This is a genomic window from Dehalococcoidia bacterium, from assembly GCA_021295915.1.
Lineage (GTDB): Bacteria > Chloroflexota > Dehalococcoidia > Lucifugimonadales > UBA1123 > VXRN01.
Genome location: JAGWBK010000040.1, coordinates 38,965 through 53,567, shown reverse-complemented (window position 1 = coordinate 53,567; position 14,603 = coordinate 38,965). Strand labels below are relative to the sequence as shown.

General features: G+C 59.4%; 16 protein-coding genes. 9 read left to right on the top strand and 7 right to left on the bottom strand.

From position 1 onward, the window contains the following. Together J4G14_11445 and J4G14_11440 are read left to right on the top strand one after the other, a co-directional pair. Nucleotides 1–179, top strand: a 179-nt coding sequence (locus tag J4G14_11445) for a DUF4209 domain-containing protein (GenBank protein ID MCE2458409.1), incomplete at its 5' end; no start/stop codon positions are given. A 130-nt stretch (nucleotides 180–309) separates the two neighbouring features. Then, nucleotides 310–1,125 carry an endonuclease/exonuclease/phosphatase family protein gene (locus J4G14_11440; protein MCE2458408.1) on the top strand — a complete coding sequence of 272 codons (816 nt, stop codon included), beginning with the start codon at nucleotides 310–312 and terminating at the stop codon, nucleotides 1,123–1,125. A gap of 9 nt (nucleotides 1,126–1,134) precedes the next feature. Here the strand turns inward: J4G14_11440 and J4G14_11435 are convergent, their stop codons facing one another. The 3 genes from J4G14_11435 to J4G14_11425 all read right to left on the bottom strand — a co-directional run bounded on the left by J4G14_11435 (nucleotide 1,135) and on the right by J4G14_11425 (nucleotide 3,453). After that, the gene (locus tag J4G14_11435) at nucleotides 1,135–1,482 is read right to left on the bottom strand and encodes a hypothetical protein (protein ID MCE2458407.1); all 348 of its coding nucleotides are present in this window, start codon (nucleotides 1,480–1,482) and stop codon (nucleotides 1,135–1,137) included. Nucleotides 1,483–1,602: 120 nt separating this feature from the next. Continuing rightward, the gene (locus J4G14_11430; protein MCE2458406.1) at nucleotides 1,603–2,418 is read right to left on the bottom strand and encodes an SDR family oxidoreductase; all 816 of its coding nucleotides are present in this window, start codon (nucleotides 2,416–2,418) and stop codon (nucleotides 1,603–1,605) included. A 45-nt stretch (nucleotides 2,419–2,463) separates the two neighbouring features. After that, entirely contained in the window at nucleotides 2,464–3,453 is a 990-nt protein-coding gene (locus J4G14_11425; protein ID MCE2458405.1) for an aminoglycoside phosphotransferase family protein, read from the bottom strand. A 702-nt stretch (nucleotides 3,454–4,155) separates the two neighbouring features. Here J4G14_11425 and J4G14_11420 point away from each other — a divergent pair. From J4G14_11420 to J4G14_11410, 3 genes are read left to right on the top strand one after another with little or no spacing between them, the layout of a single operon-like run. Beyond that, on the top strand, nucleotides 4,156–4,659 hold the full coding sequence (locus J4G14_11420; GenBank protein MCE2458404.1) for a MarR family transcriptional regulator: 504 nt from the start codon (nucleotides 4,156–4,158) through the stop codon (nucleotides 4,657–4,659). Further along, nucleotides 4,656–6,470 carry an ABC transporter ATP-binding protein gene (locus J4G14_11415; GenBank protein MCE2458403.1) on the top strand — a complete coding sequence of 605 codons (1,815 nt, stop codon included), beginning with the start codon at nucleotides 4,656–4,658 and terminating at the stop codon, nucleotides 6,468–6,470. The genes J4G14_11420 and J4G14_11415 overlap by 4 nt, the downstream gene beginning before the upstream one ends. Next, a complete protein-coding gene (locus tag J4G14_11410; GenBank protein MCE2458402.1) occupies nucleotides 6,470–8,359 on the top strand; it encodes an ABC transporter ATP-binding protein in 1,890 nt (629 codons plus the stop codon). The genes J4G14_11415 and J4G14_11410 overlap by 1 nt, the downstream gene beginning before the upstream one ends. 226 nt (nucleotides 8,360–8,585) lie before the next feature. On the opposite strand, the gene J4G14_11405 is transcribed toward J4G14_11410, so the two are convergent. Next, the gene (locus J4G14_11405; GenBank protein MCE2458401.1) at nucleotides 8,586–9,350 is read right to left on the bottom strand and encodes a class I SAM-dependent methyltransferase; all 765 of its coding nucleotides are present in this window, start codon (nucleotides 9,348–9,350) and stop codon (nucleotides 8,586–8,588) included. Between the two features lie 246 nt (nucleotides 9,351–9,596). On the opposite strand from J4G14_11405, the gene J4G14_11400 reads away from it, so the two are divergent. Further along, nucleotides 9,597–10,829 carry an MFS transporter gene (locus J4G14_11400; GenBank protein ID MCE2458400.1) on the top strand — a complete coding sequence of 411 codons (1,233 nt, stop codon included), beginning with the start codon at nucleotides 9,597–9,599 and terminating at the stop codon, nucleotides 10,827–10,829. Nucleotides 10,830–10,904: 75 nt separating this feature from the next. On the opposite strand, the gene J4G14_11395 is transcribed toward J4G14_11400, so the two are convergent. Then, nucleotides 10,905–11,321 carry a RidA family protein gene (locus J4G14_11395; protein MCE2458399.1) on the bottom strand — a complete coding sequence of 139 codons (417 nt, stop codon included), beginning with the start codon at nucleotides 11,319–11,321 and terminating at the stop codon, nucleotides 10,905–10,907. Between the two features lie 82 nt (nucleotides 11,322–11,403). Here J4G14_11395 and J4G14_11390 point away from each other — a divergent pair, with 82 nt between their 5' ends. Together J4G14_11390 and J4G14_11385 are read left to right on the top strand one after the other, a co-directional pair. Continuing rightward, nucleotides 11,404–11,667, top strand: coding sequence for a hypothetical protein (locus J4G14_11390; protein MCE2458398.1), 264 nt, complete (start codon nucleotides 11,404–11,406; stop codon nucleotides 11,665–11,667). Then, the gene (locus J4G14_11385) at nucleotides 11,664–12,062 is read left to right on the top strand and encodes a type II toxin-antitoxin system VapC family toxin (protein MCE2458397.1); all 399 of its coding nucleotides are present in this window, start codon (nucleotides 11,664–11,666) and stop codon (nucleotides 12,060–12,062) included. The genes J4G14_11390 and J4G14_11385 overlap by 4 nt, the downstream gene beginning before the upstream one ends. Here the strand turns inward: J4G14_11385 and J4G14_11380 are convergent. After that, entirely contained in the window at nucleotides 12,054–12,560 is a 507-nt protein-coding gene (locus J4G14_11380) for a GNAT family N-acetyltransferase (GenBank protein MCE2458396.1), read from the bottom strand. The two genes, J4G14_11385 and J4G14_11380, sit on opposite strands and share 9 nt — an antisense overlap. A gap of 54 nt (nucleotides 12,561–12,614) precedes the next feature. On the opposite strand from J4G14_11380, the gene J4G14_11375 reads away from it, so the two are divergent. Continuing rightward, a complete protein-coding gene (locus tag J4G14_11375) occupies nucleotides 12,615–13,175 on the top strand; it encodes a hypothetical protein (GenBank protein MCE2458395.1) in 561 nt (186 codons plus the stop codon). Nucleotides 13,176–13,233: 58 nt separating this feature from the next. On the opposite strand, the gene J4G14_11370 is transcribed toward J4G14_11375, so the two are convergent. Next, nucleotides 13,234–14,388 carry a hypothetical protein gene (locus J4G14_11370; protein MCE2458394.1) on the bottom strand — a complete coding sequence of 385 codons (1,155 nt, stop codon included), beginning with the start codon at nucleotides 14,386–14,388 and terminating at the stop codon, nucleotides 13,234–13,236. Between the last annotated feature and the right edge of the window lie 215 nt (nucleotides 14,389–14,603).

Below are 14,603 nucleotides of genomic sequence, written 5' to 3'. Positions count from 1 at the left end.
TTAGTTCGAACCTGCCTGAGTCGTTTCAATGGGAGTTGAGAGCCATCCTGACTGATCCCTTGGGGCTGAATCTAAGGAACATTCACCTTCACGGACTCGCAAAGGCTGAGTCGAAGCACGATGCGGCGGTCATTCTCTACACCGCTGCAAGGTTGACCCTGATTCGCGCACAACACTAGATCGCCAATTGCCTATCTGATCGTTTCTATACAGTCACTGCCTGTGATTGGCACGAGATGGCAGAACAGGTACTTCTCTAATCGTCGTAATCACGTATGGAAAAGTAGATTGGTTCTAGTTAAGCCGTAGATGAGAATCGCAACCTACAATCTCTGTAACTCCACTTGCAATTGGCATGAGCGACTATATGCAATCGTCGAAGAGATCGCGTCTCTTGAAGCGGATGTTGTGGCGATGCAGGAAGCCCCATCTCAAGTATTGGAGAGCAGTTCGTTTGTGCAGTTCTTCAAGGAGACTACGGACTACCTGGAAGTCTCGCACCTATCTTACCCAGAGGAGGAGAATGAAGGTCTCAGATCTGAGGGGCTGGCTATCCTTAGCAGGCTGCCAGTGAGGGACGTTCGAACTAATTGGGAGAACAATGCGCTAACTGAGAACAACTGGGCTGCCAGGGTTACTCTCGAATGGAGTGGCGTTTCCCTGAGCCTTACAAACGTCCACCTAGACTGGGAGAACGCTCGCAGTCGTCAACGGTACATTGCGCGCATCGTCAGCGAGTTGATAGACAGCTGCTCAACTGACTATGACATTCTTTGCGGTGACTTCAACGAAGGCAGCCAAGGCGCGATCTCTCAAATGCTCCAGCAGCAGACAACGATGCAGGACTACAACACACAGTGGACTGATCTAGCTGTCCTAGCTTACTCAGCCCTAGGACAATCACCACCATCTACATTGATTTCGAACATCGATTCTAGTGAGGGCACACTGGACGGTGAGAGTTCAGACAGGCGTTTCGACAGGATCTATTTGCGAGCGAATGACAAGGCAGAACCGAGAGTTTCAGGAGCCGGGCTGTTTGGCATGGGCAGTAATGGCCGTATGATCGTGCCTTCAGACCACTACGGTGTTTATGTCGACATCGATTGGAATGAGGAAGCGTAAGCTCCGCCCTCAACGGGACATATGTCGGAGCCGGAAATCGGCTGCTAAGTTAACCAGCGAGAACGTTAGCAGGACGACGGCCAGCGGCGCGATTAGCATGCTGATGCTTAGGATGGTCAGCGCGCAGAATCCGGCCAGCAGGATGGACGCCAAGAGGCATGTGATCCATAGTGGGGTGGCGTTGGACGCTCCCGCAGCACGTCCGAGCAGCACGCAGATACCGACGGCTACGAGTGTCACAGGGGCCCAAATCGCGCCGCTTAGCAAAAGAGTCTGAACTTTGGCTCCACTGGTCAGGCTCAGCCATCCGGCAATCAAGACTACAGGCAGCACGCTCAGCGCGATTCTCAGCCACAAGGTACGGTGACCTCAGACCTTGTGCCAGTTTCGAGACCCATCATACTGGGAAAGCGGCAGCTCATTCAGCTTACTCAGTCAGAAACGATGAAGTGCCCACCGATGAGACGATGGTCGCCTTCATCGAAGGCGCACGATATTACCGGTGATAAAGCGTGCATGGTTGGAGGCTAGGTAGGCGATTACGGGGGCGACGTCTTCTGGCTCGGCGATGTGAATGAGGTCGGAACTGTCGCGGACGGTGCGTCTCACTTCTTCTGTGATCCAGCCTGTGTCGGTGACCGGTGGGTACACTATGTTGGCCGTGATTCCCAGGTGGGCGAGCTCGAACGCTGCTGACATGGTGTAGTTCTCGAGGGCGGCCTTGGCGGCTCCGTAGGAGACTTCTCCCGGAAATCCGTTTGGACCGCCCGATGTCAGGCCGATGATGCGACCCCACGCTGCGCCGCGTTCTGTGTGACGCCTCGCGAACTCGGCGATCATCGTGGCCGTGCCGCGGGCATCCACCAGAAACTGCCGGTCAAAAGTCTCGGCGGAGACCTGGCGAAGGAGCCGGCCGTAACCGTCCCTGCTATCGCCGGAAAAGGTGTCCTGTCGCCATCCGGAGGCGTTGTTGACAAGGATGTCCACCGGGCCGAGGTTGGCCTCAGCGATGTCGAACAGGTGTCGTGGAGTCTGCGTGTCGGCAAGGTCGGCTTCCACGGCAGTCGCCACCCCGCCATTCCCACGGATGTAAGCTATAACGTGCTCGGCGTCGGAGGCGCGGGCCCGACGGTATTCGTCGGTCATACCGGCATCCTCACCTTCGTCGACTCTGAGGTAGGAAACAAGCACTCGAGCGCCGCAATCGGCCAGGGCGCGGGCAGTGGCGGCACCGATGCCGTGATTGCCTCCGGTAACAATTGCGATGTGGCCAGTCAGATCGAAGTGTGGCATTTCTGGTGCTCCAAGGTGTAAGGATCTGTGTGCAGTTCAGGTCGTTTATGTCTGTGTGATGTCAGTTAAGCCGGGCCAGACTATGTTGCTTAACTCGTCGAAGGTCTTGATGGGTGTTGGGGTGTTGATCCTTTGGAGTAGTTCGGAGATGGCGTCGGTGCCGAAGTCGTGGAGTAGTGTCCAGGCTATGATCCGGCGTGGGAGTGCCTGGTCTGCCAGGAGGGTTGGGTCGTACGACTTGAGGAAGGCGCGCATCTCGTCGATGTTCCTGTCGAAGAGGCCGAGCCAGAGTGGCATCCACTCGTAGTCTCTGGCACCTACCCAGGCGTCGCCGAAGTCGATGATGGCGCTGACTCTCCACTGCCCGTCCGTCCTGGAGAGCAGGACGTGATCGGATTCTAGGTCGCCATGGACGATTACTCGTGGTCTCGACCCGGAGTCGTCGATGACATCGTCCAGGATGCCTGCCAGTGTTTTGGTGACGTCGGAAGTTGTCAGCCCGCGGTCGACCAGCTCGGGGAGCACCTCTCGTCGCCTTCGGTCTACCAGTTCGTCCCAGGTCTCGCCGGCGTCGGAGCCTTCGAGTTTGTCGATTTCCGTCTCGTGAAGGGCCTTCGTTAAGGCGCCGACCTGGGTGGCGATGAACATGAGCTCTTCGTGGCTGAGTTCAGGCCTTAGCGATTCGAGTGTCGCACCGGTGCGGTGTTCAATTACAAGGTATGGCCAAGTGGCCCTGTCCTGGTACCGGCCTGACGCGATGATCTTCGGAACGGGAACGGTACCTTCGGCGGTCAGGACCTCGATCAGCTTCGGCTCTATGTCGTACTCCGACCAGAACGGGCTGTAGATCTTGACGACAAGGCGACAGTCGAGGATGAACACGGCGTTGGTGTTCGAGCGTGGCCTCTCTATGCGCTGAAAGCGAATGCCTTCGGATGCGCAGAGGGCGGCGACGACTGGTCTCCAGAGGGAGATGTCGTTGTACGTCCTGGTCCAGTCTGTCCATGATTCAATTGGTGGGAGATGGTAGGTCAAGTCGTTGTCCTGCTCTGAGTCTGTGCGAATACAACAGTCTTACATAGGTGTGGGAAGCTGTCTCGGATTGGTAGGCAAGCTCCCTTCGACAGGCTTCCTTCGACAAGCTCAGGACGAACGTATGCGGGCAGGATGCCCGCGCTCCAATTAAGGGCGTACGAATCTGGGACAGGCTTCCTTCGACAGGCTCAGGACGAACGGGTGCGGGCAGGATGTCCGCGCTCCAAATTCGGAGTTGCCCGGTTACAGGGTATAATCCGGCTATTCCCAGCGGGAGAGGCTGATATGTGCGACGGACACAAGTCTGATGATTCTCATGGGCACGAACACAGCTCCGGGAATCTCTCGACGCTGAGGGGAACCGGCCTTCCGTGGTATCGCGTGCTGGCTATCGCCACGAAGAACTACTCGATCAAGGCTCGGCGGTTGAGCTGGTGCTGCGGGAATAATGGTGAGCCTGGATGTTGACGGCCCTGATCTGATCCCCGGAGTGTCCGGGGGAATTGGTGGGGGATGGTTTGTCAGTCAATCGCACCCTGCCTATTGAGAAGGTTGCAGCAGTAGTTTCACCCTCACCCCAGCCCTCTCCCTGAGTGAGAGGGGGCCGTTGGTTGGTATCCACCGTCACCCGTTAACCTGCGCTTGACGGGGAGCGTGGTGGTGTAAGATAGTTAGCTCTATACTAATAATTAGGGCTATACTATGCACTCTCGTGAGGAGCTGACGGGGAAGCTGGTCGAGCACATGTCCCATGTGCAGCGGCGTATGCGTGCGAGGCGCTCGTCGGCGTGGCTGGACCTGGACCTCACAAGGCAGCAGGCCAAGACACTTCACTTCCTGTCGCACGGGCAGCGGCGCATGTCTGAGATCGCCGGAAGGCTTGATGTTGAGATGCCTTCGGCGACCACCATGATAGACCGGCTCGTGGCCAAGGGGCTGGTCGAACGCGGGCAGGACCCCGCGGACAGGCGCGCCGTGGTCTGCTCACTCACGCGGGAAGGCATCGAAATAGTGGAGCGGTTCTCGGCCATCAGGGCGGCGAGGACCGAGTCGCTGGCCGCGGTGCTCAGCACAGAAGAGCTGGAAGTCGTGGTCCCTGCTCTGGAGATCCTGGCCGACGCGGTCCGACGGCCTGGGTTCATGCCGCAGGATGGGGACAGCGAATCTAGTGAGAGGGAAGCTCTGACAGTCGAGGCCGACGCATGAGTGTGCTGTTCCGGCTGATGAAGTATGCATTCAGGCACAAGTGGTACCTGGTCGGAGCATACACAGCGATGGTGGCATCCAGCCTTTCGGCGCTTGTCGTGCCGAGGATGCTGGGAGAGGCAATCGACGAGGCGCTGGCAAGCGGGTTGCAGAGCCGGCTGCTGACACTGGCGGCTGTGATAGTGCTGTTCAGCATCCTGAGGGGCATATTCTCCTACGGGCAGCGGTACCTCTCCGAGTCGCTCTCGCAACGGAGCGCCTACGACCTCAGGGAAGACTTCTTCAAGAAGCTGCAGAGCATGAGCTTCGGCTTCTTCGACAGGGAGCAGACCGGCGACCTCATGTCCAGAGCCACGCAGGACGTTGAGGCGGTGCGGACGTTCGTCAGCATGGGGATGGTGCGCGGGCTGTCGATCTTCGTGACGATGGGCGCGGTGTCTACTCTCATGGCCGTGACGAACTGGCGGCTCGCCCTGGTGTGCATGGCCTTCCTGCCGCTGATCCTGTGGAGGGCGCTGACCCTGTCCAGGGCGCTGCGGCCTGTCTGGATGAGGGTGCAGCAGGAGACGGGGGCAATGACCACTGTCCTGCAGGAGAACCTGTCGGGAATGAAGGTGGTCAAGGCGTTTGGCGCGCGGGACTTCGAGGAAGCCAAGTTCAACGCGCGGGCCGAGAATATTGCCAGGCTCACGTACTCGACGACCCGCCTGTTCGCATCCCAAGGCTCGCTGATGACGTTCATATTCACCGCGGCCACCGGAGCGATTCTGTGGTACGGCGGCAGGGAGGTCGCAGCCGACAGACTCACGCCCGGCGGCCTCGCCTCGTTCATCTTCTACATGGGTCTGCTGGCAATGCCGATCAGGATGAGCGGGTGGCTGATGAACACGATATCCCGCGCATCGTCAGCCGGGCAGCGGCTGTACGACATTCTCGACGCGCAGTCGCCGGTCGCTGAGAAGCCGGATGCCACTCCCCTGCCCCGAACCGATGGACACGTGGTGTTCGAGAACGTCGCGGTCAGCTACGACGGCGGTGTAAGCGCGGTGCGCGGGGTCGACTTCGAGGCGCATCCCGGTCAGCTCATTGCCCTGCTCGGCGGACCGGGCTCAGGCAAGAGCACGATTGCCCACGTCCTACCCAGGTTCTATGACGCCACCGAGGGGCGCATAACCATCGACGGCTACGACACTAGGGACGTGACGCTGAAGTCGCTGAGGGAGAACGTCGGCATCGTCATGCAGGACGTGTTCGTGTTCGCCGCGACCATCCGGGACAACATAGCGTACGGGCTCGACGACGTGGACATGGAGGACGTGGTAGAGGCGGCGAAGATCGCGCAGCTTCACGACTTCATAGAGGGCCTGCCTGACGGGTACGACACGTGGGTCGGGGAACGCGGCGTTACGCTCTCCGGCGGTCAGCGCCAGCGACTCGCGATCGCCAGGACGATACTCCTGGACCCGCCGGTAATAATTCTCGACGACTCGACGTCGAGCGTGGACATGGAGACCGAGCACAGGCTGCAGCAGGCACTGGACGAGGCGGTCAGGGGTCGGACTACATTTGTAATAGCCCACAGGCTGTCGACCGTGCGCAGGGCTGACCTGATCCTCGTCCTGGAGGACGGGGAGATTGTCGAGCGAGGGACTCACGACGAGCTGCTGGAACGGGACGGCTTCTACCGCAGGATCTACGACATGCAGCTCCGTCCCCAAGACCACCACCAGCTTAAAGCTGGACATAAAAGGGGGTCGAGTCCAACCGCAAGGGCCGAGGCCTTGGGCCATGCCGATGGGGGTGATGCCTGATGATGGGCGGTGGCTTCGGCGGCGGTGGGTGGATGCGCGGCGGCGGAGGGCGCGGCATGAGAGGACGTCTCGGCTCGGACCGCGAAGAGTATGAGGATGGGCGGGTATACGACCACAAGGTGGTCAGGCGACTCTTCTCGTACCTCCGTCCGCACCGGCCAAGGTTCCTGATCATTCTCGTGGCCGTCATGGTGTACACAGGCACGGTGGTCGCGCTGCCGTGGCTGATCGCCAGGATCATCGACCAGTACGTGCGGACGGGCGACCTGGACGGCCTGAACGTTGTGGTGCTCATCTTCGTGGGTGTGGCGCTGATCCAGTACGGAAGCCAGTACGTCCACCTGAGGACGATGTCATTCGTCGGGCAGCGAGTCCTGTACGACCTGCGGGTGGGCCTCTTCAGTCACCTGCAGGGGCTGTCGATGAGGTTCTACAACAGGAACGAAACCGGCCGGGTGATGTCGAGGGTGCAGAACGACGTCAGCCAGCTACAGGAGTTCCTGTCGATCGTGGTCATTACTATTGCGGACGTGCTCAGCCTCACAGGAATCATAACCGCGATGATGCTGATGAACGCGCGTCTTGCCATCGTGACGCTGTCGGTCATCCCGGTGCTCGTCGTGATAATGGTCATCTGGCAGAAGTTTGCTCAGCGGGCGTTCATGAGGGCGAGGCGGGCGATTTCGGTCGTCAATGGCAGCCTCCAGGAGAACATATCCGGTGTGCGGGTGATCCAGAGTATGAACCGCGAGGACGCGAACATCCGCTCATTCGGCGATGCCAACTCAGAGAACCTCGGGGCGAATCTCGCGGCTGTCCGTATGCAGGCGGTCCTGTTTCCAACGGTGGAGTTCCTCTCCGCATTCGGGCTGGCGCTCGTCATAGTCTTCGGCGGCTCTCTGGTATTGGACGAAGCCATTGAAGTAGGTGTGCTGGTGGCTTTCGCGCTCTATATACAGCGGTTCTTCGAGCCTGTGTTGAACCTCACGATGCAGTACGGGTCGCTTCAACGTGCAATGGTCTCAGGTGCGCGGATCTTCGAGCTGATGGACGTGGAGCCCGACGTGGTCGACAGGCCGGACAGCAGGGATGTCGACACGGTCGACGGCGACGTGCGGTTCGAAGACGTCAGCTTCGAGTACATCGAGGGAGAGCCGGTGCTCGAGCACGTGGACCTGCACGTACCGGCAGGGCATACGGTCGCGATGGTCGGGCCGACGGGCGCGGGGAAGACGACGGTCGTGTCCCTGCTGCTACGACTCTACGACGTGTCCGAGGGCCGAGTGCTGCTGGATGGAGTCGACATACGCGACATCACGCTCGACTCGCTCGCGAAGCACACGTCGATCGTCGCGCAGGAGCCATTCCTATTCTCCGGGACTATTCGCGAGAACATCATGTACAACAGTGTCGACGCCACAGACGAGGACGTGGTCCGGGCAGCAACCGCGGTGGGGGCGCACGACTTCATCACCAAGATGGAGCACGGGTACGATACTCCCCTGCAGGAGAGAGGCGGAAACCTCAGCGTTGGTCAGCGTCAGCTCATCAGCTTTGCGCGGGCGCTCGTGGCGGACCCGGCGATACTGCTTCTCGACGAGGCGACGGCCAATATCGACACCCATACGGAGATGCTGATCCAGCGTGCTCTCGACGAACTGCTCAGGGGGCGGACTGCCATCGTCATAGCCCACCGTCTGTCCACGATCAGGAACGCCGACCGGATAGTCGTGCTGGACCAGGGCCGGCTCGTGGAAGAGGGCAAGCACGATGAGCTGGTCGCGCTCGGGGGGCTGTATGCGGGCCTGCATTCGTACTCTGCGGAGAACGCTTCGGGTCTGTCGACGAATGGAGCGGCGCGGGGTGAGCGGGCGATGGGTGAACGTTAGGTTCAGTTATCTCATGCTGTGTCCGGTATTGGCGTTTTCACCCTCACCCCAACCCTCTCCCATCAAGGGAGAGTGGGTATATAAACTGGCAATTCGTTCGTTCCCGGATCAAGTCCCGGGACAGGCTCTGAGCTTGTCGCAGGACACCCCCAGCCCCTGGATTCCCGCTTCCGCGGGAATGACGGGTTGTGAATTCCTGTCCCTTTCAGCCCAGGAAGGGTGATGATTAAGCAGTGCGGTGTGTGCCGTAGAAGACGGGGGTTTCCCATTGGCTTGTGTGCGTCTTGGTATCAAACCCTGCGGTTGTGAGGGCGTCGATCCATACTGATTGCGGGAAGATGCCCTGGATGTGCCGGTCGTGCTCCACGCGGACGGTGCCGTCGGAGTCGCGGAGTAGGTAGGCGAAGTCCGAGACGAAGGTGGTATCGGCGGGGTCTGGATCGGTGCACCACATGAGGTAGCGCATGCCGCGTCCGTCCGGGCCGTCGTGGCCTCCGTGTTCGGTATAGGGTGGAGTGAAGGTCTCCCGTATGTGGTCGGGGGCTACAAGAACGGATCCTCCGGGTCGGCAGTGGAAGGCGGCCGTCTCGGCCATGGCTTGAACGTCGGCCTCTGAGGTCATGTACGTGACGGCGTCGTGTACAAACACTGCGTCGAACTGCGCGCCGGGAATCCGCAGGGAGCGCATGTCGCCCTGGATGTGAGTGAGCTCCGGGTTGATGCTCCTGCTGACCTCCAGCATGTCGGGCGAGAGGTCCGACAGGGTCATGGTGAATCGCTGCTTCATGTGCGAGGCGTTGTTGCCACCGCCCGAACCCAACTCGAGCACAGTGCGCACCGGGCCGAGCGCAGCCTCCACCATGCGTGCCGAGTAGTAGTCTGCCTCTTCGCGGTAGTCGTGCGGGGCGGTGAGCAGGTGGAACCAGGGGGCGAGGTCGGAGTAGAGGCGTGGCTCGTTTTCGTTGCGCTCCCTGCCGGTTATGTCAGCCATAGTCGCAGTTTCCTTGCAGTTCCAGTCGCCATAACACTATCAGTAAAGTCGGTGTAGGATTCGGAACGATGCTGTATAAGTTTGGTAGACAAGGATTTCACCCTCACCCTAGCCCTCTCCCCCGTATCAGGTACGGGGCAGGCTCTGAGGGAGAGGGGATATTCGATCCCACAGTGGGGCGCCGGCTAAATTGACACAGCTTAATGGGTCGCAGCAGATGGTGGCGCGAGGTCGGACATTCTCTCAATGCGGTCACTACGTGGGATAGCAGGACGGCAGGCGGTCGGGGCGCTCAGGCACCGGCATTTCAGGCTGTACTGGGTATCCGGCATGGGGCTGTCGGCGGCGATGGGGATGCAGTTCCTCATCCTGGGCTGGCTGGCCCTGGAGATCACGGGCTCGCCGGCCCAACTCGGCGTGGTGATCGCCCTCTATGGATTCCCGAACCTGGTCATGCTGGCCTTTGGAGGGATCTTCGCGGACTGGTTCGACAGGCGCTGGCTGCTGTTCTTCAGCCGCGTCATCGTGATGGCGCTGATCATCCTGATCGGGACGCTTACGGTTCTTCAACTCGTATCCATCTGGCACGCGTACGCCATATCGTTCATTCTCGGCACGATACAGGGGCTAAGCCTGCCGGCGCAGATGGCGATAGTGCCGGACATGGTGGACGAGGAAGACATGCTGAGCGCGACGTCGCTGAACCTGGCGGTGTTCAACGGGGGGCGTGTGCTCGGACCGGCGGTGGCTGGAGTGATCATCGAATATGCGGGACTGGGTCAGGCGATGTATCTCAACGCACTCTGCTACGCGATCAGCGGGGTGTTCCTGCTGATGATGACAGGGTTGAGTTCGCGCGTTGAATCGTCCGGCGCGAACATCGTCGAAGACATTGCAGCAGGCATCCGATACGTGGTGTCGACTCCCATCGCCTTCGTACTGGTGGGTATGGGTCTGGCGTTTGGCTTCTTCGGGTCATCGTACATACAGGTGCTGCCGGCGTTCGGCAAGGAAGTATTCAGCATGAACGCCGACGGCGTGGGCTTCCTGCTCACGGTGGCAGGTGTGGGATCGCTGGTCGGCAACCTGTTACTTGCGGCACTGGGGAATCCACAGTATAAGAACTGGCTGTTGCTGGACATGATCATCCTGTTCGGAGTCACGCTGTTCCTCTTTGCGGTATCGCCAGTGTACATCGTATCGCTCGTGCTGCTGTTCCTCACGGGAGTCGGATTCACCGGCTTCTTCTCGCTGGGAACGACCGTGTTGCAGCTCACGACTCCTGGGCAGCTTCGAGGTCGGATGATGAGCCTATGGCTGATCGGAGCGGCAATGCACTACGTGGGCGCGCTGCCTCTGGGGGCGGTCGGCGAGTACTGGGGATGGCCGATGTCGCTGGGAGGCGCTGCGCTGCTAATGATGGCGTTCGTGCTGTGGCTGGGTATTCTCAGGCCGACGCTGCGGGAGCTGAGGGTGTAGCAGGGCTTGCATACCACCCTTCGACAAGCTTCCTTCGACAAGCTCAGGACGAACGGGTGGGACATTGTCGATGCGCTAGGGCAGCGCGGCGACTGCCTTGATCTCCAGCAGAAACTCTTCTCTGACGAGGCCGTCTACCACCAGCAGGGTGTTGGGGGGATAGTCGGCGTCAGGGAAAAGCTCGGGGTACAGGTCGGTACGCGCTGCGATGTATGCCTGTACAGAGTCGCGCCCCACTACGTAGGTGGTAAACTCGACGACGTTGCTGAAGGTCGCGTCGACGCCCTCCAGTATGCCTCCGAGATTTGCGAAGACCTGCCTGACCTGGGCAGCCATGTCGCCGACTCCGACGGGGTTGCCGTCGAGGCCCACGGACACCTGTCCGGCGATGAAGAGCAGCTCGCCGGGGGCGGTCCTGATCGCCTGGGAGTAGGCGCCGATCGGCTGCGGGGCCTTGTCCGTATTCACGATAACCCGATTGAGTTCGCTCACGTTAGTCCTCCTTGATAACCGTGCACATAGTCAGTAAGGTGATTCTACATAACTCACAAGATGATTCTAGGAGATGCTCAGAATGAATCAGCTTACCGTGAGAGGCTTTGGAGATGAACTGGGAGAGAGTATCCGTCACCTGGCGCAACGCGAGGGAATCTCTCTAAACCAGGCTGCGTTGAAGCTGCTGCGCAAAGGCGCCGGCGTGCCAGATGGTCAGGTAAACGACAGGACTATCGGGGACTCACTTGACGACCTGTTCGGCACATGGAGCGCGGAAGAAGCAGAGGAGTTCAATGCCGCCCTCGAGGTCTTCGAGACTGTGGATGAGTCAGCCTGGGGATGAGAATCCTGCTGGACTCCAACGCCTACTCGGAATTCATGAGGGGCAACCATCGAGTTAGAGAGGTCGTGCGGGGTGCGGAGGAGATACTCATGTCGGCTGTCGTGGTCGGCGAGCAGTTGTACGGCTTCAGGCAGGGTCAACGCTTCGAGCAGAATTTCGCTCAGCTCAACTCATTTCTCGAACGCCCCTACGTGACATTTCTGCCTGTCGGGTCCGTTACAGCCGATCGCTACTCCAGAATAATGGCAGCATTAAGGGCAAAGGGTCGGCCCATTCCAACCAATGACGTTTGGATTGCAGCTCACGCGATGGAGACGGGAGCCGACCTCGTTTCAGCGGACAGGCACTTCGAGCATGTGGACCAGATCGTTTGGGTGCGCGTGCCTTTAGATTGAGCTCAAGTCGAGGCGGAAGCGGACCTGGCGTCCGTTGTCCCGGGTGCCGCCGTCGCGAGCCCACCCCATAGCCTCGTAGAATGCGACTCCACGCTCGTAGCCTTCGACCGTCCAGAGTATCGCCTCGCGGTAGCCATCCGCCACGAGGTGACGCAGAGCGATCGACATTAGCATCCTGCCGATTCCAGTCCGCCAGTGAGGTGTGTCAACCGCGATGGTGTCGACCTCGCCGAGTTGGGGGTCAACAGGATCCCGGCTGGGGCCAATGCCCACGAAGCCAACGATCCCTCCGGCACGTTCCGCGACCCACCACCGGTGCGGTACACCCAAGGCAAGGTCACGTCGCCAGCGTTCAGTAAGCTCAGGAGTCACGGTTCTGTCAGCCTGCGATAGAAGCGGACCGAAGCTGGCATTCCATGACTCGATGTATATGCGCGTTATCGTTCCGGCGTCAGCCGCTGTTGCCGGTCTGATTGTAGGAGGCGAGTGTGCGATCATACCCTGTTGGTCCTGATTGTCCGTGAGAGATTCGATTTAACGGGAGCTGGTACTGTGTTCTGGGACGACTTCACACAGATAGCTATCATCGCCGTGATATTGTCGCTGATCGGCGTGGCGCTGGCGAAGACGATCGGGAAGAGATACCCATTCGTCCGCTACCTGGCATACGTCGTCATTGGCTACGTCGCCCTGCTGGTGCTGGCTTCGCCATTCACCCTCGTCGCCAGATATGAATCGACGGAGACACTCACCAGCACTCAGCCAGGCTGTAGCTCGCACAGATTTGAGGTGATTGGAGAAAGTCTCGCCGGGAATGAAGTTTTCTCTCTGGACTCCATCACCGACTGGTGCTCCGATGGCACCACAATAACCAGGTCGCCGTTCTTCAGGACCAGCGTATCCACACCGACAATCTTCTGGAGCTTTGGAGACTACAGTGGCAAGCATTCCAGTGGAGGCGAAGGTGAATGGTCCCATAGTGATTTCGTGCACACGCAGTTCAGTTACTGTCCGTCGATTGTGTCAATTGTGAGGTGTGTCCAGCAGGCCTATCCAATAGTGGTGAAGCACCAGTACCGGGACGGGACGGCGACGGCTGAAGTGTATGAGTAAGATTATGTACCTGAGGAATCAGTACACATTTGCAATGAGGTCCGGCCCTTTGGGTGTCTCATTTGACTAGCCAGAAGTCTCTCGAGCGGCAGTCAACGCTGACAGTCCGGCCTATTTGTATGCCGTAGTCATCGTCCCGGGCTACTCCGCGGCCCTCGAGTTGGATGCTCCGGTCCGACATGTCGTAACGTCCGACCTGTACTACGGTCGTCCCGTCCTGGTCCAGAACCCTAACCTCGCCGTCTGTTTCCTCCATCGTGTAGTCGGAAGGCCAGACCGCGATTCTTCCGCGAACATATATGCAGCCATTGAACATTTCCAGACGACCCTCGATGTAGGAGACGCTCGTTACTCCCTCGTTGTGCTGAGGGAAGTTATCTGGCAGGTCGAAGTTCCTGATTTCGATTGGTGCGTGCAGCCGCGCGTCACATTCCGGTATGTATAGTCCATCGGACACCCCTCCCGCAGCGAGCAGCGTCATCTTTAACATATCTCCGACACGAGCCACCGTTCGTCCACCACCGTTGCGAACCTCGATCACCCCGTCTTCCAGGTGGGGATAGAATCCGGGAGGCCAGGAGATCACGTGTCTTCTTTCATCATCTCCCCTCTTCCAGATCATCAATAGACAGTCGCCCTCCATGACCATTTCGCCGGGACCTGTATATCCAACGGCAGGGATCGCCACTGTCGCCGACCTCTGCCAGGTCTGCCCGCGTCGGAAGACGACATCGGAGTTCGGGACGGTGAGCTCGGTTTGCTCGTCCGGGCCGATGACGGTAACGTCAACTCCAACCATGTAGTAAGGGCCCACACACTCGGCGGGAACACTCTCCTCGATACGGCGGGCGTGGTCGCTGTTGGAGCTAATAACTTGGCCCGAAAGTCGGACTTCCTCCCCTACACTTGCGGCTACCGCGCCCGTCCGGTCTCTTACGCTTACGGAGTCGCCATCCTCGTACAACTCGACCCCGGCTGGCCACACTAAGAGGTAGGAGGGATTGGGTTCGTTGAGATCGTGACCGAGGCCGCGTAGGCAGCCATCCTCCATGGTCAGTTCGACCTTGACGTGCCCTAGGCCCCAGTCTGTTGGCAGAGGCCTGTCATGCGTCGGGAAGACAGGTACCGAACTGGAAAAGATGTTCAAAGCGACACAAGCTGTCGCCGCGACGATTAGTAACGCTATCAATAGAAACAGATGATTTCTGCGCATAGAAGTGCCTCATCACCTGGTGCTCATGCTTGAGCCAATAAGCTCATACCGCAAAATGAATTGTTCCCCTGCCAAGCGAAGGGTGTGTGGCAGGGGCAGTCAGGGTCGGGTGTGGGTGCTGGGGGCCTACGTGTGGAGCTCGATGATGTCGCGGTCGGTTAGCTCGTGGCTGCGGCCTACGTGCTGGCCGTCGAACTTGCCGGAGTCGCCCCAGA

Excerpts from the sequence above, each read along its gene's own strand:
- J4G14_11420 (MCE2458404.1), top strand. The coding sequence starts at position 4,156 with ATGCACTCTCGTGAGGAGCTGACGGGGAAGCTGGTCGAGCACATGTCC.
- J4G14_11380 (MCE2458396.1), bottom strand. The coding sequence starts at position 12,560 with ATGATCGCACACTCGCCTCCTACAATCAGACCGGCAACAGCGGCTGAC.
- J4G14_11390 (MCE2458398.1), top strand. The coding sequence starts at position 11,404 with ATGAATCAGCTTACCGTGAGAGGCTTTGGAGATGAACTGGGAGAGAGT.
- J4G14_11430 (MCE2458406.1), bottom strand. The coding sequence starts at position 2,418 with ATGCCACACTTCGATCTGACTGGCCACATCGCAATTGTTACCGGAGGC.
- J4G14_11400 (MCE2458400.1), top strand. The coding sequence starts at position 9,597 with ATGCGGTCACTACGTGGGATAGCAGGACGGCAGGCGGTCGGGGCGCTC.
- J4G14_11370 (MCE2458394.1), bottom strand. The coding sequence starts at position 14,388 with ATGCGCAGAAATCATCTGTTTCTATTGATAGCGTTACTAATCGTCGCG.
- J4G14_11415 (MCE2458403.1), top strand. The coding sequence starts at position 4,656 with ATGAGTGTGCTGTTCCGGCTGATGAAGTATGCATTCAGGCACAAGTGG.
- J4G14_11410 (MCE2458402.1), top strand. The coding sequence starts at position 6,470 with ATGATGGGCGGTGGCTTCGGCGGCGGTGGGTGGATGCGCGGCGGCGGA.
- J4G14_11405 (MCE2458401.1), bottom strand. The coding sequence starts at position 9,350 with ATGGCTGACATAACCGGCAGGGAGCGCAACGAAAACGAGCCACGCCTC.
- J4G14_11440 (MCE2458408.1), top strand. The coding sequence starts at position 310 with ATGAGAATCGCAACCTACAATCTCTGTAACTCCACTTGCAATTGGCAT.
- J4G14_11385 (MCE2458397.1), top strand. The coding sequence starts at position 11,664 with ATGAGAATCCTGCTGGACTCCAACGCCTACTCGGAATTCATGAGGGGC.